Source organism: Streptomyces taklimakanensis (genome assembly GCF_009709575.1).
Classification (GTDB): domain Bacteria; phylum Actinomycetota; class Actinomycetes; order Streptomycetales; family Streptomycetaceae; genus Streptomyces; species Streptomyces taklimakanensis.
Map to the genome: position 1 here is coordinate 2,291,779 of NZ_WIXO01000001.1, position 20,365 is coordinate 2,312,143.

Sequence of the window (20,365 nt, forward strand, 5' to 3'; positions counted from 1 at the left end):
GAACCGGCCGCGCCTCACAGCTCGTCCCACCTCCACTCCCGCAGCCCGTGCTCCACCGCGATCGGGTTCCACGCCGCCACGAAGTCGTTCTTGGCCCGGGTGGCCCGCTCGCTGTGGTCGACGGCCGCGTTCCAGTCCGTCGAGGAGGACGTGCGCCCCGGCACGCAGCCTCCCTCGATCAGGTCCTCGGTCCACCGGGCATAGGCACGGTCGGCGGCCGCGGAGTGTTCCCAGCCGTCCCGCAGCCGCTCGGCGGCCGACTCCCCGCCCGGCACCCGGTCCAGATCGAGGGCGTCGAGCCTGCGGACCAGGTCGTCGCGGCTGCGGGCGGCGGCGTCGAACACGCCCTTGGCGTTCCGCAGGGCGGTGTTCCCCCCGCACCGCTGCACCACGGCCACCGCGTCGGAGACCCCGGACCGCGTCCCGGAGTTGTGGACCAGCAACCCGTTCAACGCCCTGGCCTGTTCGAACTCCGTTTCCGCCGCCGTCTCCTCCGCCGTCTCCTCTCCCGTCTCGCTCTGCTCCGGCCGGGGGGCGGTGGGGAGGTCGCCGGTCATCCTGGTCCCGCCCGTCGTCCCCTCGTCCCCGGATCCCCACCCCGACCAGATCGCGGTGCCGCCGACGAGCGCGCCGACGAGCACCGCGGCCGCCGCCACCCGGCTCGCCCGCCCCCGCCTCGGGGCCGGTGGGAGGACCGTGCCCCCCACCCGGGGGAGCACGGTGGTGTTCGCACCGTCCCCGCCGTCCCCGCCGTCCCCACCTCCCTCGCCGTCCGCGCCGGGGCCGCCCGCGTCCGCCCCTGGGGCGGCGGATCCGATCGGCCGCCGGGCCGCCTCGCTCGCCGCCCGGTCCAGCGGCTCGATCCACTCCACGATCCGGGGACGCCGCTCCGGGTCGGTCTCCCGGGCGGCCGCGGCCAGCCGCCCCAGCTCCGGATCCAGCGCCTCCAGCCCGCTCGGATCGTCGCTGTCCTGGTCACCGTCGATCAGCCGCATGGCCAGGAGGCCGAACTTGTGGGCGTCGCCGGCCGCCGTGCCCAACTCCTCCCCCTCCGGCAGCTCCCAGGCCACGGTCTCCGCCTGGGGGAGCACCGTCCGACCGCGCAGCCGCACCGCGTCGCAGTCGATGAGGAGGCAGGCGGGTTCCGGTTCGAGGCAGAACAGCAGGTTCTTCGGCGACATGTCGCCGACCACGACTCCCAGGACGTGCAGCCGTGCCAACGTGGCCGCCAGGTCGCGGAGGAGGAGCAGCCGCTGTTCGAGGGTGATGCGGATGCCGACCGCGTCCAGGTAGGCGTCGCTGTTGAGGAGGTACTCGACCCCGGCGGTCCGCGGTTCCTCGGGGTCGTGGCTCAGCCGCAGGAAGAACCGCTCCGGCACCCGGGGCATCAGGAAGCCCACCGTCCGGTCCCCGTCGGTCACCACAGCGGTGGGCCAGGCGGCGTGCCGGTGGATCCACTCCGCCCGGTGCGGTGCCGCCCCGGCCGCGAAGGCCACCAACTCCTCCAGCGCGGACACGTCCAGCGCGTCGAGGCAGGCCGGCGCGTACTCCTTGAAGGCCGTCGGACGGGGGTCGTCGGGCGCGCCGAGCCCGACGTCCCAGACGCTGCCCTGACCTCCTCTGCCCAGCAGTCCGCCGCGGGTCAGTCGCGCCACGTCCACGCGGCGAGCTCCGGTTCCGGTCATCGTCCGGCCCCCTCTCCCGGAACGCGCGGCCACACGGCGAGCAGCGTCCGGTCGTCGTCGAAGGTCTCCCTGGAGAAGTCGAGGGCGTGGGCGAACGCCAGGGCCGGGGGCGGTGTCCTCAACACCCGCGCGAACAGCTCCCCGACCCGCCCCGTGCCGTCGCCCAACGGGTCACCGAAGCCGTCGGTGCCCACCAGCAGCACGGTGCCCGGCGGCAGGTCCGCCCCCTGGGACTCGACCCGTTCCGGCACCCGGGGCAGCGGCGTCACCGCCGAGGAGAACACCCCCTCGGCCGAGTCGTCCGCCGAGCCCGCCAGCAGACGCTCGTACCCGTCGTCTCCCAGCCGCCAGGCGCCCGAGTCGCCGACCCGCGCCAGGCGGCAGCGCAGCCCTCCCGCCGGCAGGGGCACGACCGTGCCCGCGACCAGGGTGGTCGCCAACAGCCGCTCCGCCTCCCGCCGGTCCTCCGGCGCGGGCTCCCGACCCGCCGTGACCCGCAGGAACAACTGCCAGGCCGCGGCCGTCACGGTGCGCCGCCAGTCCGTCTCCGCCGCGCCGGCGTCCAGCTGGGCCAGCACGCCCCGGCAGGCGAGCGCCGCCCCGAGGTGCGGCTGCTCCGCGCCGGAGACGCCGTCCGCCACCGCGAACACCAGCGTCCCCGTCGCCCCGTGGACCGCCACGGCGACGTCGTCCTCCCGCGGCCTGCCGTCGTACCGGTGGGCGTAGCCGCGCAGCGAGGCGACGCGCACGGTGAGGCGGTCGGTGGACCAGCCGTCGCAGAGCGTGTCGGGACGGTAGGGGAGCCCGGCGGTGGGCCGAGGCTCGAACTCCGCGATCCCCGTCCCGATCACCACGGGCCGCCACGCCCCGGACGCCTCCCCCTCCGGCCGTCCCGGTGAGGGGGACGAGGAGGACGAGGGGGGCGAGGGCTCCGGGGCGGATCCCTCGGGAGAGGACTCGACGCGCTGCTTCCGGTGTCTTCCCATCGACCACACGCTCAGATCACGTCGATCGCCATGCGGAACCCCTCGGGCCTGTCGAAGGTCAACTCCGCGGTGCCCGAGGCGATGGACCGGCCCGACTCCACCACGCTCCTGGTCAGCTCCGAGCAGAACCCGGCGACCGAGTCCCCGAGTTCCGCGCCGGGGACCGAGACGAACGCGAAGTGCCGTTCCGTGGCGACGCCCAGGATCGTCTCGGCGTCGGCGTCCCCGATGCCGCAGGCCACGATGTTCGGGGCCGCCCTGGTGACGGACCGGTCGGTGAGCCGGCGGTGGGGCGTGCGCCAGTCCTCGTTCCGGTCGGGCCGGCCGTCGCTGAGGAAGAACACCGCCGGCCGGTGGACCCGGTAGCCCTGCCCCTTGAGGACGGAGACGTCCTCGGGGACACGGCGCAGCAGGTCCCGGAAGACCGCGGCGTAACTGGTGCCGCCGTGGGCGCCCAGGGGCGGCGGCTCCTGTCCCTGCCGCAGGTCGGCCAGGCGCAGGTACTCGGTCGTGCCGCCGGCGAAGCCCACCACGGAGAACCGGATCCTGGCCGCGGTCATCGGTTCGCCGAGCAGGACGCGGCGGAGCGAGGCCAGTCCCGCGTTGAGGTCGTCCACGTACGGGCTCATCGACCCCGATTCGTCCGCCACCATGTACACCGGCAGCAGGTGGCCCTGGTTCTCGGCCATGGTCGTTCCCTTCTCGTGCTGTCGCCCGCCCGCCCGCCGCCCCGGACCGGAAGGGCCGGGGGCCGAAGTGGCGGGCGGGCGTGGCCCGACGGGATGTCGGCTGGGTGTGTCGGGATGTGGCTCAGTGGTCCGCGGTCGGGCCCGCGACCCTGTCCGGGGTGATCCGGCGCAGCCCCATCGGACAGGTCAGGAGCAGGTCCACGTTCCCCGCGACCGCGCCGCGCCCGATGTGGAGGACCGCGTTCTGCAGGAAGACCGAGTACTGCCCCACCGCCTCCCCGAGGGCGCCGGGCGACTCCGCGGCGTAGGCCAGCTCGGACGGGTTCGCGAGCCGGACGACCGTGCGGGGGTCCGCCCGGCCGATGCCGCAGGCGACGATGATCGGCGCGTAGCGGTGCTCCCCCAGCTGCCGGTACCGCTCCGGCCAGTCGGCGGCGTCCTCGGGCTCCCCCGCCGTCAGCAGGAAGACCACCGGACGGTGCACCGGCGACACCTGCCGCTTGAGCCGCTCGACGTCGGCCGGCACCCGGTCGAGCAGCGTCTCGAAGAGCGCCCCGTAGCGGCGGTCTCCCCCGGCGGACAGGGTGGGCACGTCGGTGTCCCAGCCCACCGTCGTGCTCGGCAGCCGCACCCGTGCCCGCTCGGCGAAGGGGACCACGGACAGCCGCACGGCACGGCTGACGTCCGGGCTGTTGGCCAGGGCCGTCTGCAACGAGCGCAGGGCGTCGCCGAGTTCGCCGACGCACTCCTGGGTCGCGTACGAGGTGTCCAGGGCCACGTAGATCGGGACGACGCCGGTGGCGGCCGGCGCCGCGGGCTCCCGCACCACGCCCGGTCCGCCCGAGCCGCCCCACATGACGGGCGCGCCGTCCGTGCCCGTCGCCGGCAGGGACCGCCGCGCCGCCGGCGTCCCGTCTCCGGCTCCGGCGCCGGCACCGGCACCGGCGCTCCCCTCGATCCGCCGTCGCATGTCCTCGCGGAGCGCGGGGACGTCGGCCTGCCGGATCACGTCCTTCTCCACCAGGAACTTCAGCAGTTCGGTCTGGCGCTGGTCCTGGATCTCCTCCCGGGCGCCCACGCTCTCCTGGTACGCGCGGAACGCCTCCACGGCGTAGCCGGTGTCCTCGGGGTGCTTGATCAGGTGCCGTTGGAGGAGGGCCCACACCCCGGAGGGCAGGCTCTCCAGTGCCCGGCGCTCGGCCTCCTCCCGCTCCAGGCGCGCCACCTGCTCGATCCGCTCGATCTCCGCCCGGTTCCGGGTCTCCTCCACCAGGTTCCGGTGCCCGAACCGCTCCAGCACGTTGCGGCGGTCGCTCCTGGTCAACTCCCGGATGTACTCCTGGGCCTCGGCGTCGGGCTCCAGGTGCACCACACAGTGGAAGACGGTGATCCCCTCGGGAAGCCGCATCCCCGACTCGACGTCCGCGTTGATGTGCTCCTCCGCCCGGTCCGCCTGGTCGATGGCGAACTTCCGGGTGTGCGCCCGCAGCCGGCGCCTGAGGTGGCCGTACACCACGTCCAGACCGTCCCGGACGCCACGGCGGACCAGCTCCACCGGATCGTGCACCCGGAACCCGATGTCGACGGTCGCCTCGAACCGGTGCGCCTGGTCGCGACAGGGCAGCGGGGTCCTCAGGAACTCCCCCGTCCGTCGGTGGTCGCCCATGTCGACCGCGTAGCACGGGCGACGGCTCTTCTCGACGGGCCGCTGCCACCAGCGGCGCGGCCGGGTGCCCTCGATCTCCCAGGCGCCGTCCCCGACGGGGTACAGCACGGCGATGTTGGTGCTGGTGGTCTCGACCTCGCCCAGCCGGTTCCGGGGAAGCGGCCTCTCGTTCAGGATCAGCGACAGTTCCGCGGTCATCTCACACCCTCTCCCGGTCGAGCACGGTGGTCACCACCGCCGCCGTCAGCGGGAGGGGCGCCAACGACTCCGGGTCGTCCCACTCCGCGACCGCCTGCCGCAGGATCCGCCCCGACCGCCCGTCACCGTGCACCACGGCTCCGACCATCAGCTCGAACACGTCCCGGAACCGGGCGTCCCGCTCCGCCAGCGCCGCCCAGTTCCCCAACACCTGCTCCGTCTGGGGGCGGAAGAGCGCCTGGTTGAGCGCCTCCCGCCAGAGCAGCACCAGCGGGTCGCGCAGGCTCGACTCGGCCCCGGCCAGGTAGAGCAGGGCGGGCCAGCCGTCCGCCTCCGCCGCGTCCCGTACGTCCTCCCGTACGTCGTCCCGCGCGTCGCCCCGGCCGTCACCCCACCGCTCGCCGTCCACCGCCCACTGGGCCGCGATCACCAGGAAGGCCAGCAGCGCGGCCGGCCTGGAGCGGTGGTCGGCGACGCGCTCCACCAACTCCCACAGCACCTCGGGGGCCGCCCAGCGCTCCTCGGCCAGCAGGTCGGTGAACCCCTGCCCGACGGCGACGGCGACCGTGAGGCGGTCCACCAGGGTGAGCCGGCCCAGGGCCCGGACGCTCCCCTCCGTTCCCGGCCCGAGCCCCATGCCGTACACCCGGGCCGCCGTCGCCTGGCTCCGGGGGCTGTCCCGGTCGGTGTACCAGTCGGAGGTCAGCGCGGCGATCCCGTCGCGGAGCCGGTCGTCCTCGGCCGCCAGGGAGAGCGCGTAGGCCACCGCCTCCCGCCGCCGGGCGTCCTCGTCGTCCCGCCACCGCACCAGGGCGCGGTCGCGGACGTACTCGAAGGAGGCGCGGGCCAACACGCCCAGCGCGGCGGCGGCATAGGCCCGGACCCGCACCGAGGCGTCGCCCACCAGCTCCCCGAGCCAGTCCAGCAGCTCGTCCTGGATCCCGTACTGCGACCAGGCGTGCAGCACCACGAGCCGGGCGTACGCCGGGTCCTTGTACTCCAGCGCCTCCCCCGGCGCCCCGTCGGGGTCGGGCACGGCGCGGGCCCGCAACCGGGTGAGCTGCTTGCGCCGGGGCAGGGCGAAGGGCCCGTCCCCGCCCGGCGGCCGGCCGTCCCCGCCCACCACGACCACGGGCCGGCGGTCGGTGCCCAGGCGTCTCTCCAGCGAGCGCGCCGCCCGCGCGACGTGCTCCTGCGGCAGTCCGTTGAGCACGGCCAGGGCGATGGCGAAGCAGCGCAGCGGCACACCGCCCAGCCCGTCGGCCCAGATGTCGAAGTCCTCGGCCTCCATCCGGGCCAGGCGCGCCCGGACGCGTTCGACCCCGAGGGCACCGGTGCCGTACGCGCCCGCCTCGTACTCGTCGCAGACCGCCACGGCCAGCTCGGCCGCCAGCCGGCACGGGGGGTCGCCGTCGAGCTGTTCGTCGAGCAGCTCCACCACGGTGTGCTCGGCCAGGAGCCGGCCGGCGGTGCGGTCTCCCAGGCGCCACTGGAGGTACCGGGAGACGATCATCCGCCGGTCGGGGGCGTCCGTCAGGTCCACGACGCCGGCGAGCAACTCGCTGTCGGCCGGCGCCTCGTCGTCCGGCACCGTCACCACCAGCGAGGCGTCCGCCTCGCTCAGCGCGCCCCGCACCTTCTCGTAGACGTCGCCCCGCAGGCGCGCGAGGTCGGCGGGCCGGTCGAGCAGATAGCCCGCTCCGCGCTCGATGTCCCCGCCGTGGTCCTCCAGCCGCTCGGAGAGCGAGGCGAGGTCCACCCCGCTGTCCAGGTGGTAGAGCGGGCCGTCGCCCAGCCCCAGCAGCAGCCGCACCGCCATGGCCGTCTTGCCGTATCCCTCCGGCCCCCGCAGCAGCAGTACGCGCCGTCTGGTGAGCACCTCGCGGGCGTCGGCCAACTGCCCCGGCTCCTGGTAGGCGAAACGCACCCGCTCCACGGTCAGGGGGGAGAGCCTGCGGAGTCTCTCCTTCCGGCCGCCGAGGAGGACGACGTACTTGTCGCGGCCGACCACGTCGCCCTCGACGTTGGCGAAGGCGTCGCGCACATGGCCGTACCGCTGCGACCCCTGGCCGAGTCCACCGGTGGCCTCGGACGCCTCGGCGCCCGGCCCCACCCGGTCGGAGTCCCGCTCGGCGGCCTCCTCGCCCTCCGCTCGGGCCCCTTCGGACGGCCCCGGCGAGCCCGACGCGCCCGGCGCCGCGTCCTCGCGTTCCGCGGCGGGCGCGGCGTCCCCCCGCGCCGCGCCCGCCTCCCGGGCCCGCGGGACCGGTCCCCCCGGTCCCCCGGCCGGGTTCCCTCCGGTGGTCTCCGTCGTTCCCGCCGTCACAGGCGCACCTGGCCCGGAGCGTGGACGGTGACGTTCTTGTCCCCGCCGACCTGGTCACCGTGGACCTTCTCCGCCCACATCGTCACACCGCCCGGGACGGCCGGCCCCCCGCCGTTCCCGCCGTCCGCGCCCCGCGCGGCGCCGCCCGCCGGTCCGTCCCCGTCGGGCCGCTCGTCCGACGGCACCGGCAGGCCGGGCGGCGCCGGACGGCCGGGGACGGTCACCCAGCACTCGATGAGCTTGCCCTGCTTGTCCCTGAACCGCAGGGGGAGGTAGGCGGCCGGGTCGATCGTCCGGTACCCGTGCCGGATCACGCTCCGGTGGATCTCGTCCGAGACGACGAAGACCAGTCGGGAGCCCGTCGCGGCCCTGAGCACCTCGCGCAGCGGCTGGGCGTCCACCAGCCGGGACGCGGTGTTGACCGCGTCCCCCGACCACCCCTCGCCGTCCCGGGTGACCAGCCCCTGGTGCAGCGCCACCCGGAACCGCATGGCGTGCGCCTCGTTGAAGATGGCGGCGGCCTCGGCGAGACCGTCGTCCAGCGCCCGGACCAGGCTGCCCGCCAGGTCCACCGGCGAGACGGTCGCCGGAATCAGCATGAGGACGCCGTCGCCCCGGTCCTCGACGACGACCTCCGCCTCGGGGAGCCCTGCCTGACCCACCGCCTCCCGGAGCACCCCGTACATGGCCCCGCGGAGCGACCGCTGGATCGGATCGGTTCGAGTGCTGAAGTTCTCTATGTCCAGCACCATGATCCAGTGGTGCCTGGCCCCAGCCGCCATGTCGTCCTCCCGGCGCCCGTGTGCTGCTGATGTGTCAGTCATACGGCACCGTTCGGGGGACGTTCTACGCCAGTTGGCGCACTGAGCGAAAAGGGGTCCATGCCATCACTCTTACGAGTGAAAGACGACTCTTGCGGGGAACCGGAGGAACCAGACGTTCCCCTCGTCCGTCATCGGCGCGCGCCTCCACCGGCGGCGGGCCACGCGCCCGTTCCGCCCCGACCCGGCCGCTCCGGCCGGCATGACCGGGCACCGTGCGGCAACCGGTAAGTGCATGGTGCACACGCAGTCCGCGACCCGATCCGCCCCCGTACGACGCGCCGCGCACACCGTGCGGGCCGAGGTGGCCTGGGGGGCGCGCGCGCTGCGCCGCGCCTGGCGAAGCCCGGGGCGGGAACGCAACATCGTCATCCAGTCCGGCAAGGCCGCGCTCGCCGCCATCCTGGCCTGGCTGGCCGCCGCCTGGTTGCTGCCCAACGCCTTCGCCCTGATGGCCCCCTGGGTGGCGGTCGTCCTGGTCCAGTCGACCGTCTACCGCTCGGTGTGGCAGGGCCTCCAACAGACACTGGCGATCACCACCGGAACCGTGCTCGCTGCCGCACTGGGCATTCCCTTCGGCCACCCGGTGCTGGTGATGATCGTCGTCCTGCCCCTCACCACCCTGGTGGGCAACTGGCCGCGCTTCGGCAACCAGGGCATCTACGCCGCCACGGCCGCCCTGTTCACCCTCGTCCCCGGCCAGGCGACCCTCGACTCCACCGTCTCCCGCCTGCTGGCCGCACTGCTCGGCACCGCCATCGGCATCGCCGTCAACGCCCTGGTCCTGCCGCCCTCCCACCTGCGCAGCGCCCGCGAGGCCGTGGACGCCGCGGTCCGCGAGGCCCGGGAGGTCATCACGGACCTCGCGGACGGCCTGGACGAACCCTGGGAGTACGACCGCGTCAGCACCTGGCACGAACGGACCCGCCGCCTCCCGCGCGCGATCAACAGCGGGCAGTCCGCGATCGACTGGAGCCGGGAGAGCCTGTGGTTCAACCCCGACCGGCGGCGCCGCGCGGAGGCGGCGCGGCAGAGCGACAAGTACGGCGAGGCCCTGGCCACCCTGGAGGAGGTCTCCGACCGCCTCCAGGGCCTGACCCGCACCCTGGTGGAGGCCGCCGACGAGAACGACGAGGAGATCCCCCGGCCCGACCACGCCGTCACCCGCCCCTACTCCGCCTTCCTCCGGAAGGTCGCCGACGCCCTGGACGCCTACGGCCGCTCCACCACCGGCGACGCCCCCGAGGCGGCCCGACGGGAGCTGCGTGAGGCCATCGCCGAAGCCCGGGACACCCAGGAGGAGGTCCGCACCGAGATCTCCCGGTACGTCGAGTCCACTCCCGAGAACGCGCACCTGACGGTGTTCGGCCCGCTCATGGCCGAGGCCCGCCGCCTCGCCGGCGCCCTGGCCACCTCGGACGCCGCGTCGAAGGACTCCCGGGAGGACTCGTCGAGGACGTGACGGAAGACGGCGATCCGGCCGGCAGGAGCCGGGGCACCGAGCACGTCGCCACCGGCGGGCGGTGGCGCGGGGCCACGGTGTTCAGTCCGGGTGGCGGCGGCTCCCGGCCCCCCGACGGCCGTCGGCTCCCCGCTTCGCGCTCCGGTTGTCGCGGGCCCGCACGATCAGGGTGAGGACCAGGGCACACCCGGCCAACGGGAACGCCCACGCGTTGACGTGGTCGGGGACGATCACGTCGACCGTCCGTCCGTCGTCCAGGCGGCACCCGAAACGCAGCGGGACGAACGAGGGCTCGTAGTCGACGACCCGTCCCTCCCCGGCCACCGCGTCACACTCCAGGGACTGGCCATAGTCGTCGGTGAACGCCAGGTACAGCACTCCCCAGGTGTACACGCCGGCCGCCCCGGCCCACACCAGGAGCGCGACGGACTTCACCGCCGCCGTCCACGTCACCGCGGCCGGGACCCTTCCGGCACGGACCAGCAGCGTGACCCCGATCCAGAGTCCGCGCAGGGCGAGCGTCGGGGTGCCGACGACACCGACCATGACCAGGAGGAGGACGACGAGGGAGTTGTGCGGCTGGTACGGCTCGGACAACGACCACATGCGCTTCGCCTCCTGCCGGGCGCGTCGGGGACGAGACCGTAACTCCCCACCGGGCGGTACGGTTCCGTCCTCGTCCGTGCTCCGGGGAGAGCGGCGTCACCGTCCCACCCGTCCCGCCCCGCGTTCCCACCGGATGGCGAAGCCGCAGCTCGGGCGGCGGACCGTCCCGGGACGTCCACGGTGTCCGTGGGACCGGTGCGGGAGGGCCCGTCGCCGCACCAGGATCGGTGGTGCGGCCGCCCGTCCCGCCACCCCTTCCGAAGCGGCGCGCCGGAGCGGACCGCGAGCCCCACTCGGGGTTCGACCCATCCTCCCCGCCGACTCCGGCCGGCACCCAACGAGAAGGACACCGATCACCCGTGAGAACACGTGTCACCGCCGCGGTGGTGGGAGCACTCGCCACCGCGCTGCTGGGGGCCGCGACGGCTCCCGCCCTGGCGGTCCCCGCCCCCGTCGGCACCGCGGCCGCCTACTACTGCCACCTGGCCCCGAACGTCACCGTCTCCTACGGCAGTTCCAACCACAGCGCGGTGAAGTGCGCCCAGTACATGCTGGCCTTCGGCGGCTTCTACCACGGAGCGCTCGACGGCCTGTTCGGGCCGCAGACCCTGGCCGCGGTCAAGGAGTTCCAGCGCCGGAACGGCCTCGTCGTCGACGGCATCGTCGGCCCGCGGACCTGGGGGGAGCTGGAGCGGATGGTCAACTGGTAGACCGGCCGCCCACCGCCCCGTCCACCCCGCCTCCCGGCCCGACTTCGAGTCGGGCCGGGAGGCGGGGCACGGGCGCGTTCAGTCCCTGGGGACCACCGTCACCGGCACTCGATCGCTCCGTCAGCGCCACTGTCCTGGTGATCGGTCACACCTCCACGTCGCGCTTCACGAACGACCCACGCGCCCGGACAGTCACGATCAGCCCACGCTCCCGCAGGATCTCCAACGCCCGTCGGACGGTCTGCGACCCGGCGCTGAACTCCGAAGCGATGTCCAACTCACCGGGGAGCTTCGACCCTGGCGGGTATGTCCCGGCCTTGATGCGCCGCTCGATGATCCCGGCGAGCTGCTCATAGGCGTACTCGGGAGCCGTCGGGTCGATCTTGTCGCTCATGTCCACGACCGTAAGCGGCCGGCCGTAGTCACGCATTACCAACTGCGGTCGATAGCTGTCGACTACTACCAACCAATATCGGTCGCTACCAACAGCGGTTACCGTCGGCGATGACACGAAAACACCCCGGCGACGCGGGCAAGGCGTCCCGGGGCATGGCCGATCGCTGGTTGGAGCGAACGACATTGCGAAGCCTACTGGCCGCCCTCCTGGGCGTCTTCCTGCCTGCCCGTGGCAGGCACCGCGCCGCACCGACGGCCGCCGCACCGGTCACCGTCCCGCGTCCGGCCTCGCTCCCGCGAGAGGGCGAACACTTCACACCGCTGGACGGCGACACCATCGCCATGGTTCGGCCGTACCTCGTCGCGTACGAGCGCGCGCAGGAACGCCGACGGCAACGCGAGCGGCGGCGGGGCATCCTACAGGTCGAACACGGCCGTCACCGGCACGCGATCACTCGTCCGCCGCCGACCTCTCCGCATCCGCGTCGTCGTCCGGCTGCTTCACCACGAAGGTGCCACGCGCGGGCATCGTGACCAATACGCCCTGCTCACGAAGGAGCGCCACCGCCTTCCGGACGGTGCCGACGGCGACGCCGTACTCCTCCGCCATGGCACGCTCGCCCGACAACCGAGCGCCCACGGGCAGCCTGCCCGAGCGGATGTCCGCCACGATCGCAGCCGCGACCTGCCGGTAGATGTACTCCGGCGACATGAAGTCCACGGGTCCGCGCTCATCCATGCGGCGAACGTAAGCGCACCTGGTGCGGCGCGCATCATAAGGTAGCTGCATGCCGCTCTTACTGCTCCATAGAGCGGTGTGGCGCAGGTATAGCGGTGTGGTGCAGTATGAGCGCAAAGAACCCCCGCGCCGGAGGCGACCCGGCCGGGGGCAGTGGCCGTCTACTGCGAAGGAGTAGCCGACGGTGCGAAAGCGTACCTTCAACATCCTGAACCGGTTCCGCTCCGGGACCGGAAAACACTGCCGTCCTCGCGGCCGCCGACCGGCACGGCTGTCGACAGTGCGGCTCCCACCACCGTTGCCATCGGCCGCGAACCACCGACCGGAACCCGCCGTAGTGGTCGACGGCTTGCTCGTCCGTCCGTGGTCACCACGGCCGCGCCGCCGTCTGGTGGTGGTCGGTCGATGAGCGAACCCGACGACTCCCGCATGACCCTGCGCGTGTCCCGTGACGGCGGCCGCACGTGGTCCCGTCCGGTCGTCGTCCGCGAAGGCGACCACCTGCCCGTACTCGACACGATGGCGTGGCCCCCGTGCGAGTGCCCGCGCTGCGAGCCGGCGCGGAGGCGCGAACGTCGGGCGCCGTCCTCACCGCGCGCCGTGGACCGGCGCTCTTGCCCATAGCCGCCGACGTCCCCGGCGCCCCGTCGCCCACCACGAGTGGCGGCGGGGCGTCCGTCGCACCGGCCCAGAGCGGGCGGGTGGCCGTCCTACAGGTCGAACACGGCCGTCACCGGCGCGTGGTCGGACCACCGCCCGGCGTGGTCGGCGGCCCGTTCCACGTACGCCTTCACCGCCCGCTCGGCCAGCGGCTCGGTGGCCACGTGGTAGTCGATGCGCCAGCCCGCGTCGTTGTCGAAGGCCCGTCCACGGTAGGACCACCACGAGTACGGTCCGTCCTGGTCGGGGTGGAGGCGGCGGACGACGTCGGCGTAGCCCGCCTCGTCGAAGACACGTCCGAGCCAGGCGCGCTCCTCGGGCAGGAAGCCGGAGTTCTTCCGGTTGGCCTTCCAGTTCTTCAGGTCCGCCTCGCGGTGGGCGATGTTCCAGTCGCCGCAGACCAGGACCTCACGGCCGGTGGCGGCCGCCCGCTCGCGCAGGGAGGCCAGGTAGGGCAGGAACGCCGCCATGAAGCGCTCCTTCTCTTCCTGGCGCTCGGTGCCCACCTCGCCCGAGGGCAGGTAGAGGCTGGCGACGGTCAGGCCGGGGAGGTCCACCTCCAGGTAGCGGCCGGAGTCGGTGAACTCCGTCACGCCGAACCCCACCTGGACGCGCTCCGGCGCACGCCGGGTGAGCACCGCCACTCCCGCGCGTCCCTTGGTCGCCGCGGGGGCGTACAGCGCGTGCCAACCCTCCGGTTCGCGCACGGCGTCCGGAAGTTGGTCCGGCTCGGCGCGCACCTCCTGGAGGCACACCACGTCCGCGTCCGTGGTGGCCAGCCACTGTGCGTAGCCCTTCTTGGCCGCGGCCCGCAGCCCGTTCACGTTGACCGTCGAAATCGTCAGCACCCGGGCACTTTACGATGCGGATATGCGCATCGTGCCCACCCCCTTCGACCACCCCGACGCCGTGAAGCTCAACGACCTGGTGCAGCAGGAGTACGCCGAGCGGTACGGGAGCGAGGGCGACATCACCCCGCTGGACCCGTCGATGTTCCGGCCACCGAACGGCCTGTTCCTGGTCGCCTACGACGAGTTGGAGCGTCCCGTGGGCACCGGCGGCTGGCGCGCGATGGACGAGAACGAGGAGAACTACCGGGACGGTGACGCCGAGCTGAAGCGGATGTTCGTGGTCCGCGAGGCCCGCCGGCAGGGGCTGTCCCGCCGCGTCCTGGCCCTGCTGGAGGAGGACGCCCGGCAGGCGGGACGGCTCCGGATGGTGCTGGAGACCGGCACCATGCAGCCGGAGGCGATAGCGCTGTACGAGTCCAGTGGCTACGTCCCGACCGAGAAGTTCGGGGTGTACCGCCACGAGCCGGGCAGCCGCTGCTACGCCAAGCCGCTGCGCTGAGCCGCAGCGACCACGCCCGGCCGTCGCGTCGAGCCGGGCGCCCGGCGGCCTGTGCCGCCCACCACGAGGTCAGCCCCGTTCCGTGACGGGTTCCGCGTACACCACCAGGTTGTTCCGGTAGCCGCCGCGGTCTCGGTCGTAGGGCGGGGCGCAGGTGACCAATGTCAGGACGGGACGCCCGTCGCGCCGGAACACCTCCTCGGGCAGCCGGTCCCGGGCCACCGTCTCGCGGGCCGTCACCTCGTACCGCACGGGTGGGGCGCCGCGTCGCTCGACGGTGACCGAGTCGCCCTCGCGGACCGCGTACAGCTTGGCGAAGGCGCCCAGTTCCCCGGTGCGGTCGTCCACGTGGCCGACCAGGACGGCCGAGCCGGCCGGTGCGCCCGGCGCCGGTCCGTGGCGGTACCAGCCCGCCTCACCGGCGTCCTCGGGGATCTCCGTCGTGCCGTCGCCGTCGACGCCGACCGGCACGGTCCGCGCGTTCAGGGAGACCTCGGGGACGCGCACGGCGGCCGGTTCGGCCGTCTCCTTGGGCGCGGTGCCCGTCGGGCCACCGTCATGGCCCCCGTACGACCGGCCCACAGCGGGTTCGGTGGCTCGCGGCCGGTCGCCGAAATCCGAGGGGGCCGAGGGGACGGTCGCTCCGGACGGCCACAGCGCCGTCCAGGCCGACAGCGCGGCCAGGGTCGCGGCCACGGCCCAGGCGGCCGCGACCGCCGCCCCGGACGGCCGCGCCGCTCTCCCGGGCCCGCACGGTGTTCCGCGCGGGCCTGGGGGCCTTTCCGGTGAGCCGGGAGCCGTGCCCCCGGGTGTGCCGCGCACGGCCGTCAGCCGCTCCGAGAGGACCGGCGGCGGGACTTCCCTTCGTGAAGGCCCTGTTCGACCGGGGGCTTCACCACTGCTCCGAACGGCCGGCCTCGTCGGACACATCGCGTGACGGGATCTTCCGCCGGTGTCTGCGGCAGCCGGCGGGCACGCCGACACCCGGCACACCGGCACACAGCGTCGCCGTCACGGGTGGGATCGGGTCGGTCCGTTCGGATTCCTCGGGCGGAGCCCGTCGCGCCGCCCCCCAACGACCGGCGGCGTCTGCGCTTCTCCTTCTCACGAGCCGATCGGGGTGGCGCCTGAGCCAGTATGGGATGCCGCACGGTGGTCTGCCACTTGTCGACGCCTCCGCACCGGGCGGGCGGTCGATCCCCCGCCGTCCGCCCGCCCCGAACACGCGCCGAACGGCCCCCGTCAACGCAGAGATCCCGCCCGATCTGCACGATCGGACGGGATCTCGTCAGCCGTTCCCGAGTGAACCCGGGAGAGGCCCTGATGTGGACCTGAGGGGATTTGAACCCCTGACCCCCTCGATGCGAACGAGGTGCGCTACCGGACTGCGCTACAGGCCCTTGCAACGGGTGAAACCTTAGCATCCCCATCGCCGTGCGCAGAAATCCGTTCCCGTGCCGGCCGTCGTCGCGCGGCGGCCGGGGAGGGGCCGGACGGGCGCCGGTCACTCGTTGGCGGCGCGGGGGCGGTCCTCGTCGGCGTACTGGTCGAACAGCGGGGTCTGCCGGCGCGGGGCCGGCCCAGCCGAGGAGGGGGACGGTGTGGCGGCGGAGGAGGAGGCGGCGGAGGGGGACGGCGTGGCGGCCGTAGTGGAGCGGGCCGAGCTCCACGCGTCCGGGGCGCCCAGATCGACACCGCCCGCGGTGCGCGGGGCGACCGGGGCGTTGACGTAGGTGGGCAGCGGTACGGGGGTGGGCTCCCAGCCGCTCTGCGCCGGGGCGCGCTCGCGGCGCTGGGCGTCCACCCACTCGGCGTGGTCGGTCTGCTCCACCAGGGCCCGTCGTTCGGTGTCCTCCGGTCCGGGCGCCGGTTCGGGTCGCGCTTCGGCGGGCGGTGCCGGGGCCTTGGGGGCGGAGGAGGCGGAGGAGGCGGAGGAGGCGGACGCGGGGGCCGGGGAGGAGGCGCCGGCGGGGGCCGCGCGGCGTTCCCGCAGCCGTCGGGCGGCGGCTTCGGCACGGCGCTGGTCCATGACGAACTCGAAGCGGCGGCGTTCCTGGGCCCGCATGTGGGCGATGTAGGCGCTCAGCAGTCCGGCGGGGATCGCCGGGGCCCAGAGGAAGGCGACGCCGCCGACCGCCGCGACGACCGCGCCGAGCGTGAAGGCCAGGAAGAGGACCATGGTGGTGCGGCGGCGGCGGGCGAGCAGCTTGGCCCGGCGCTTGTTGCCGGTGCGTTCCTCGTGGTCGGCGCGTCCCGCTCGGGCGGCGAAGTGGTCGGCGCGGGTGGGCGACAGCGGGTGGCGGATCTCGGTGGGCGCCTCGGAGCGGGCCATCGTGGCCGGACCGGGCACGGTGTGTCGCTCGGTCGCGGGGTTGGCGAGGGCCCGGACGTCGACGCCGTCCGGGGCGACGGGGTCGTCACCGTCGGCCTGGCCGCGTTCCCCGAGCCCGTCGAACCCGTCCGAGCCCTTCAGGCTCCTGGCGTATCGACGCTCCATCGCCGCCCGGCCGGACAGCAGCCGGATGGCCGTGCCGAAGCGCTCCGTCGGACGAGCCTCGTTGAGCTCGTCCTGCCGGCGGAGCCACATCGGTACCAGGTAGGCGGCCCAGGCTCCGACGAGGGCTGCGTAGATGAGGCCGCTGCTGCTCACGTCTCACACCGTAGAGGGGTTTGGTGAGGGCCATACGCCAATTGGCGCGGTGTGTCGCACGATCTGGCTGATATCTCAACCGTTTTTTGTGATTGCGTCGGCCTGTCGTCGCGAATGCGTCCGACTCATGAACCGAAGATGCTCAATCCGCAGTCAATATCGAACATTTATTTTATTTCCGCGGAGTTCCCGGGGCTCCCGGGCTTCCGTGGTTCGTCCTCCCGTGGAGGCGGTTCAGCATCCCCTCCGGCACTTCCTCCGTGGTCAGGGCGTAGACCAGGTGGTCGCGCCAGGCGCCGTCGATGTGGAGATAACGCGGCCGCAGCCCCTCCTCGCGGAATCCGAGTTTCTCCACCACCCGACGGCTGGGCCCGTTCTCCGGACGGATACAGACCTCGATCCGGTGCAACCCGACGGCGCCGAAGCAGTGGTCGACGGCGAGCGCGACGGCCGTGGGCATCACACCGCGTCCGGCCACCTCGCGATCGATCCAGTAACCGATGTGTCCGGAGCACATCGAGCCCCAGGTGATTCCGGCCACCGTCAACTGCCCGACCAGCCGCCCCTGGTACTCGACCACGAACGGCAGCATCCGCCCCGCCTGCGCCTCCGACCTCAGGTGGCGGACCATCTGCCGGTACGTCGGCCGCCGGGCCGGCAGATGGCCGGGCGGGGCGGGCGGAACCGTGGCCTCCCAGGGGCGCAGCCAGTCGCGGTTGCGCTGGTTGACCTCGCGCCAGGCGCGGTGGTCGCGCAGCCTTATGGGGCGGAGGGTCACATCGCCCTCCGTCAGCTCGACCGGCCAGGGAGCGGTCAACGCTCCGTGTCCTTTCCCGGTTTCCCCGTCGGAGCGTCCTCGCGGGGGTGGTCGCCGCCGCGGATCTGGTCCACGGCGTGCGCCAGCAGGCCCTCCAGCACGGCGAGGCCGTCGCGCACCCCTCCGGTGGAGCCGGGGAGGTTGACGACCAGCGTGGTGCCCGCCACGCCCGCCGTGCCACGCGAGAGGGCGGCGGTGGGGACCTTGGCGAGTCCGGCGGCGCGGATCGCCTCGGGGATGCCGGGGATCTCGTACTCCAGCACGGCCCGGGTCATCTCGGGGGTGCGGTCGGTGGGCGAGACGCCGGTGCCGCCGGTGGTGAGCACCACGTCGTAGCCGGCGGCGACGGCCTCGCGCAGCGCCTGACGCACCGGTTCGCCGTCGGGGACGACGCGGGGGCCGTCGGCGGTGAGGCCCATCCGGTCCAGGGCCTCCACCAGCAGGGGGCCGGTGGTGTCGGAGTAGACGCCGGCCGCGGCACGGTTGGAGACGGTGACGGCCAGGGCGCGACCCCGCGCGTCGTGCGCTCCGCGCGCCTTGGGTTCGAGGGACTCGGCGGCCGTGTCGCCGACGGGTGCGTGCCCGGCGCTCATCGGGCCCGCTCCCAGTCCCCGGAGGCGCCCCCGGTCTTCTCCTCCACCCGCACGTCGGTGATGACGGCCCCCTTGTCGACGGCCTTGACCATGTCGACGACGGTGAGTGCCGCCACCGACACCGCCGTCAGCGCCTCCATCTCCACTCCGGTGCGGTCGGTGGTGCGCACCGTCGCGGTGATCTCCACCGCGTCGTCGGCCACGGACAGGTCCACCTTCACCCCGGACAGGGCCAGCGGGTGGCACAGCGGTACGAGGTCGGGGGTGCGCTTGGCGCCCATGATCCCGGCGATGCGGGCGGTGGCGAGCGCGTCGCCCTTGGGCACGCCCTCGCCCCGCAGCAGCTCCACCACGCGCGGCGCGACGAGCACGCGTCCGGTGGCACGCGCGGTGCGGGCGGTGACCTCCTTGGCCGAGACGTCGACCATCCGGGCGGCTCCCGCCTCGTCGATGTGGGTGAGGCTCCCGGCCGAGTCGCCGGTGCCCGCCTGTCGCACGCTGCTCATCGCTCTCCCGCGTCGGACCATGTGGACCACAGTGGGCGTCAACGGTACCCGCAGGTTCGTGGGCCCGGCCGCCTCAGTCCAGGAGCACGGCTTCCAGTTCGTCGCCCCGGGCGATCTCGGTGGTCCGCTCGGGTACGACGATCAGCGCGTCGGCGCGCGCCAGGGAGCCCAGCAGGTGGGATCCGGGGCCGCCCACCGGCCGTACCGTGCCGATCTCCTCGCCGTCCGCCGGAGGCTCGTACCGGCCGCGCAGGAACTGCCGTTTGCCCTCGGGGGAGGTGAGCGGTGCGGAGTCGTCCGGCTCCACGCGGGCGCGGACGGTGCGCCGGTCCGCGGGGTCCAGCCCCATCAGGGCGCGCAGGGCCGGGCGGACGAACAACTCGAAGGAGACGTAGGAGCTGACCGGGTTGCCGGGCAGGGCGAACAGCGGAACGGCGTCGGGGCCGACCAGACCGAAGCCCTGCGGCTTGCCGGGCTGCATGGCCAACCGGCGGAACTCCACGCTCCGGGTGGGTGGAGGGGGCTTCCGGCGGCCCTTCTCGCGGTCCGGCCCGTCCTCGTGCCCGTCCCCGTCCCCGTCGCGGCCACGGTCGCGGTCGTCGGACTCCTCGGGGAGACCGCCGCCCAGGGCGGTGCCCGCCAGGTCGGTCAGCGCCTCCTTGACCACGTCGTACGCCCCGACGCTGACGCCACCGCTGGTGACGATGGCGTCCGCGCGCACCAGCTGGTCCTCGATCACCGTGCGCAGGGTGGTGGCGTCGTCGGCCACCGCGTCGACGCGGTAGGCGATGGCGCCCGCGGCCCGGGCGGCGGCGGTGAGGACGTAACTGTTGGAGTCGTGGATCCGGCCGGGGCCCAACGGGAGGCCGGGCCGGACGAGTTCACTGCCGGTGGAGAGCACCACCACGCGCGGGCGCGGCCGTACCCGCACCGTGGCGCGGCCGACGGCGGCCAGCAGGCCGATCTGGGCCGGGCCCAGGATGGTCCCGGCCTCCAGGGCGACCGCGCCGGCACGCAGGTCGCCGCCCTTGTCGCGCACGTACTGCCGGGCCTCCACGGGCCGGTGGACGCGGACCTCGCCACCCGCGCCGGACGGGTCGGCGCTGTGGGCGGCCATGGTGTCGACCGGGCCGCCACCGGTGCCGCCGTCGGTCCACTCCACGGGCACGACGGCGTCGGCGCCGGGCGGCAGCGGGGCGCCGGTCATCACGCGGGCGGCCCGGCCGGGGCCGACGTCCGGGACGGTGCCGCTGCCGGCCGCCACGTCCCCGACGACCTCCAGCACCACCGGCTCGTCCTCGCTCGCCTTCGCCACGTCGTCCGCGCGGACGGCGTAGCCGTCCATGGAGCTGTTGTCGAAGGGCGGCAGGGAGACGGACGCCAGGACGTCCTCGACCAGTACGCACCCCTGGGCGTCGAGCAGGTGCAGCTCGATGGGCTCCAGGGGGCGCACCGACCGCAGGACGTCGGCCAAGTGGTCGTCGACGGTCCAGGTCCCGGCCACG

19 protein-coding genes and 1 tRNA gene are annotated in these 20,365 nt (G+C 74.0%); 3 read left to right on the forward strand and 17 right to left on the reverse strand.

All coding sequences use genetic code 11. The annotated features are described in order from the left end of the window. Nucleotides 1–14: 14 nt before the first annotated feature. From F0L17_RS09930 to F0L17_RS09955, 6 genes are all read right to left on the reverse strand, one after another. Nucleotides 15–1,685: a hypothetical protein gene (locus tag F0L17_RS09930; protein WP_155070785.1), complete on the reverse strand. Its 1,671-nt coding sequence runs from the start codon at nt 1,683–1,685 to the stop codon at nt 15–17. Further along, nucleotides 1,682–2,671: a protein phosphatase 2C domain-containing protein gene (locus F0L17_RS09935; RefSeq protein ID WP_155070786.1), complete on the reverse strand. Its 990-nt coding sequence runs from the start codon at nt 2,669–2,671 to the stop codon at nt 1,682–1,684. Before F0L17_RS09935 ends, F0L17_RS09930 begins: the two co-directional genes overlap by 4 nt. 11 nt (nt 2,672–2,682) lie before the next feature. Beyond that, the gene (locus F0L17_RS09940; RefSeq protein WP_155070787.1) at nt 2,683–3,360 is read right to left on the reverse strand and encodes a vWA domain-containing protein; all 678 of its coding nucleotides are present in this window, start codon (nt 3,358–3,360) and stop codon (nt 2,683–2,685) included. A 121-nt stretch (nt 3,361–3,481) separates the two neighbouring features. Then, complete coding sequence (locus tag F0L17_RS09945) at nt 3,482–5,224, reverse strand: vWA domain-containing protein (protein WP_155070788.1); 1,743 nt, start codon at nt 5,222–5,224, stop codon at nt 3,482–3,484. A gap of 1 nt (nt 5,225) precedes the next feature. Beyond that, entirely contained in the window at nt 5,226–7,550 is a 2,325-nt protein-coding gene (locus F0L17_RS28030) for a hypothetical protein (protein ID WP_155070789.1), read from the reverse strand. After that, a complete protein-coding gene (locus tag F0L17_RS09955; protein WP_162466021.1) occupies nt 7,547–8,374 on the reverse strand; it encodes a nucleotidyl cyclase domain-containing protein in 828 nt (275 codons plus the stop codon). The genes F0L17_RS28030 and F0L17_RS09955 overlap by 4 nt, the downstream gene beginning before the upstream one ends. Before the next feature lie 232 nt (nt 8,375–8,606). Here F0L17_RS09955 and F0L17_RS09960 point away from each other — a divergent pair, with 232 nt between their 5' ends. Beyond that, on the forward strand, nt 8,607–9,833 hold the full coding sequence (locus tag F0L17_RS09960) for an FUSC family protein (RefSeq protein ID WP_162466022.1): 1,227 nt from the start codon (nt 8,607–8,609) through the stop codon (nt 9,831–9,833). 81 nt (nt 9,834–9,914) lie between these two features. On the opposite strand, the gene F0L17_RS09965 is transcribed toward F0L17_RS09960, so the two are convergent. Continuing rightward, nucleotides 9,915–10,439, reverse strand: a complete 525-nt coding sequence (locus F0L17_RS09965; protein ID WP_155070792.1) for a hypothetical protein — start codon at nt 10,437–10,439, stop codon at nt 9,915–9,917. A gap of 359 nt (nt 10,440–10,798) precedes the next feature. Here F0L17_RS09965 and F0L17_RS28290 point away from each other — a divergent pair, with 359 nt between their 5' ends. Continuing rightward, complete coding sequence (locus F0L17_RS28290) at nt 10,799–11,149, forward strand: peptidoglycan-binding domain-containing protein (RefSeq protein WP_338018025.1); 351 nt, start codon at nt 10,799–10,801, stop codon at nt 11,147–11,149. A gap of 145 nt (nt 11,150–11,294) precedes the next feature. Here F0L17_RS28290 and F0L17_RS09975 read toward each other — a convergent pair whose 3' ends face one another. From F0L17_RS09975 to F0L17_RS09985, 3 genes are all read right to left on the reverse strand, one after another. After that, the gene (locus tag F0L17_RS09975) at nt 11,295–11,543 is read right to left on the reverse strand and encodes a GntR family transcriptional regulator (protein ID WP_155070793.1); all 249 of its coding nucleotides are present in this window, start codon (nt 11,541–11,543) and stop codon (nt 11,295–11,297) included. 453 nt (nt 11,544–11,996) lie between these two features. After that, nucleotides 11,997–12,284, reverse strand: coding sequence for a GntR family transcriptional regulator (locus tag F0L17_RS09980; protein ID WP_238419315.1), 288 nt, complete (start codon nt 12,282–12,284; stop codon nt 11,997–11,999). A 710-nt stretch (nt 12,285–12,994) separates the two neighbouring features. Beyond that, nucleotides 12,995–13,792 (reverse strand): exodeoxyribonuclease III, encoded by a 798-nt coding sequence (locus tag F0L17_RS09985; protein WP_162466023.1) that lies wholly within the window; start codon nt 13,790–13,792, stop codon nt 12,995–12,997. A gap of 22 nt (nt 13,793–13,814) precedes the next feature. Here F0L17_RS09985 and F0L17_RS09990 point away from each other — a divergent pair, with 22 nt between their 5' ends. Next, nucleotides 13,815–14,294, forward strand: a complete 480-nt coding sequence (locus F0L17_RS09990) for a GNAT family N-acetyltransferase (protein ID WP_155070794.1) — start codon at nt 13,815–13,817, stop codon at nt 14,292–14,294. 69 nt (nt 14,295–14,363) lie between these two features. Here the strand turns inward: F0L17_RS09990 and F0L17_RS09995 are convergent, their stop codons facing one another. The 7 genes from F0L17_RS09995 to F0L17_RS10025 all read right to left on the reverse strand — a co-directional run bounded on the left by F0L17_RS09995 (nt 14,364) and on the right by F0L17_RS10025 (nt 20,364). Next, nucleotides 14,364–14,990, reverse strand: coding sequence for a class F sortase (locus F0L17_RS09995; RefSeq protein ID WP_338018026.1), 627 nt, complete (start codon nt 14,988–14,990; stop codon nt 14,364–14,366). Nucleotides 14,991–15,620: 630 nt separating this feature from the next. Then, nucleotides 15,621–15,694 (reverse strand) — tRNA-Ala (locus tag F0L17_RS10000). A 104-nt stretch (nt 15,695–15,798) separates the two neighbouring features. Further along, nucleotides 15,799–16,944: a divisome protein SepX/GlpR gene (gene sepX, locus F0L17_RS10005; protein ID WP_162466024.1), complete on the reverse strand. Its 1,146-nt coding sequence runs from the start codon at nt 16,942–16,944 to the stop codon at nt 15,799–15,801. 172 nt (nt 16,945–17,116) lie between these two features. Continuing rightward, nucleotides 17,117–17,761: a GNAT family N-acetyltransferase gene (locus tag F0L17_RS10010; RefSeq protein WP_155070796.1), complete on the reverse strand. Its 645-nt coding sequence runs from the start codon at nt 17,759–17,761 to the stop codon at nt 17,117–17,119. Beyond that, the gene (locus F0L17_RS10015) at nt 17,758–18,354 is read right to left on the reverse strand and encodes a MogA/MoaB family molybdenum cofactor biosynthesis protein (RefSeq protein ID WP_155070797.1); all 597 of its coding nucleotides are present in this window, start codon (nt 18,352–18,354) and stop codon (nt 17,758–17,760) included. Before F0L17_RS10015 ends, F0L17_RS10010 begins: the two co-directional genes overlap by 4 nt. Continuing rightward, nucleotides 18,351–18,860: a cyclic pyranopterin monophosphate synthase MoaC gene (moaC, locus tag F0L17_RS10020; protein ID WP_155070798.1), complete on the reverse strand. Its 510-nt coding sequence runs from the start codon at nt 18,858–18,860 to the stop codon at nt 18,351–18,353. Before moaC ends, F0L17_RS10015 begins: the two co-directional genes overlap by 4 nt. Nucleotides 18,861–18,933: 73 nt before the next feature. Beyond that, entirely contained in the window at nt 18,934–20,364 is a 1,431-nt protein-coding gene (locus tag F0L17_RS10025) for a molybdenum cofactor synthesis domain-containing protein (RefSeq protein ID WP_162466025.1), read from the reverse strand. Nucleotide 20,365: the final 1 nt, after the last annotated feature.

Coding starts and splice junctions, on each gene's coding strand:
- F0L17_RS09940 (WP_155070787.1), bottom strand. CDS start 3,360: ATGGCCGAGAACCAGGGCCACCTGCTGCCGGTGTACATGGTGGCGGAC.
- F0L17_RS09945 (WP_155070788.1), bottom strand. CDS start 5,224: ATGACCGCGGAACTGTCGCTGATCCTGAACGAGAGGCCGCTTCCCCGG.
- F0L17_RS10015 (WP_155070797.1), bottom strand. CDS start 18,354: ATGAGCGCCGGGCACGCACCCGTCGGCGACACGGCCGCCGAGTCCCTC.
- F0L17_RS09930 (WP_155070785.1), bottom strand. CDS start 1,685: ATGACCGGAACCGGAGCTCGCCGCGTGGACGTGGCGCGACTGACCCGC.
- F0L17_RS09975 (WP_155070793.1), bottom strand. CDS start 11,543: ATGAGCGACAAGATCGACCCGACGGCTCCCGAGTACGCCTATGAGCAG.
- F0L17_RS09935 (WP_155070786.1), bottom strand. CDS start 2,671: ATGGGAAGACACCGGAAGCAGCGCGTCGAGTCCTCTCCCGAGGGATCC.
- moaC (WP_155070798.1), bottom strand. CDS start 18,860: ATGAGCAGCGTGCGACAGGCGGGCACCGGCGACTCGGCCGGGAGCCTC.
- F0L17_RS09955 (WP_162466021.1), bottom strand. CDS start 8,374: ATGACTGACACATCAGCAGCACACGGGCGCCGGGAGGACGACATGGCG.
- F0L17_RS09990 (WP_155070794.1), top strand. CDS start 13,815: ATGCGCATCGTGCCCACCCCCTTCGACCACCCCGACGCCGTGAAGCTC.
- F0L17_RS09980 (WP_238419315.1), bottom strand. CDS start 12,284: ATGGATGAGCGCGGACCCGTGGACTTCATGTCGCCGGAGTACATCTAC.
- F0L17_RS09960 (WP_162466022.1), top strand. CDS start 8,607: ATGGTGCACACGCAGTCCGCGACCCGATCCGCCCCCGTACGACGCGCC.
- F0L17_RS09965 (WP_155070792.1), bottom strand. CDS start 10,439: ATGTGGTCGTTGTCCGAGCCGTACCAGCCGCACAACTCCCTCGTCGTC.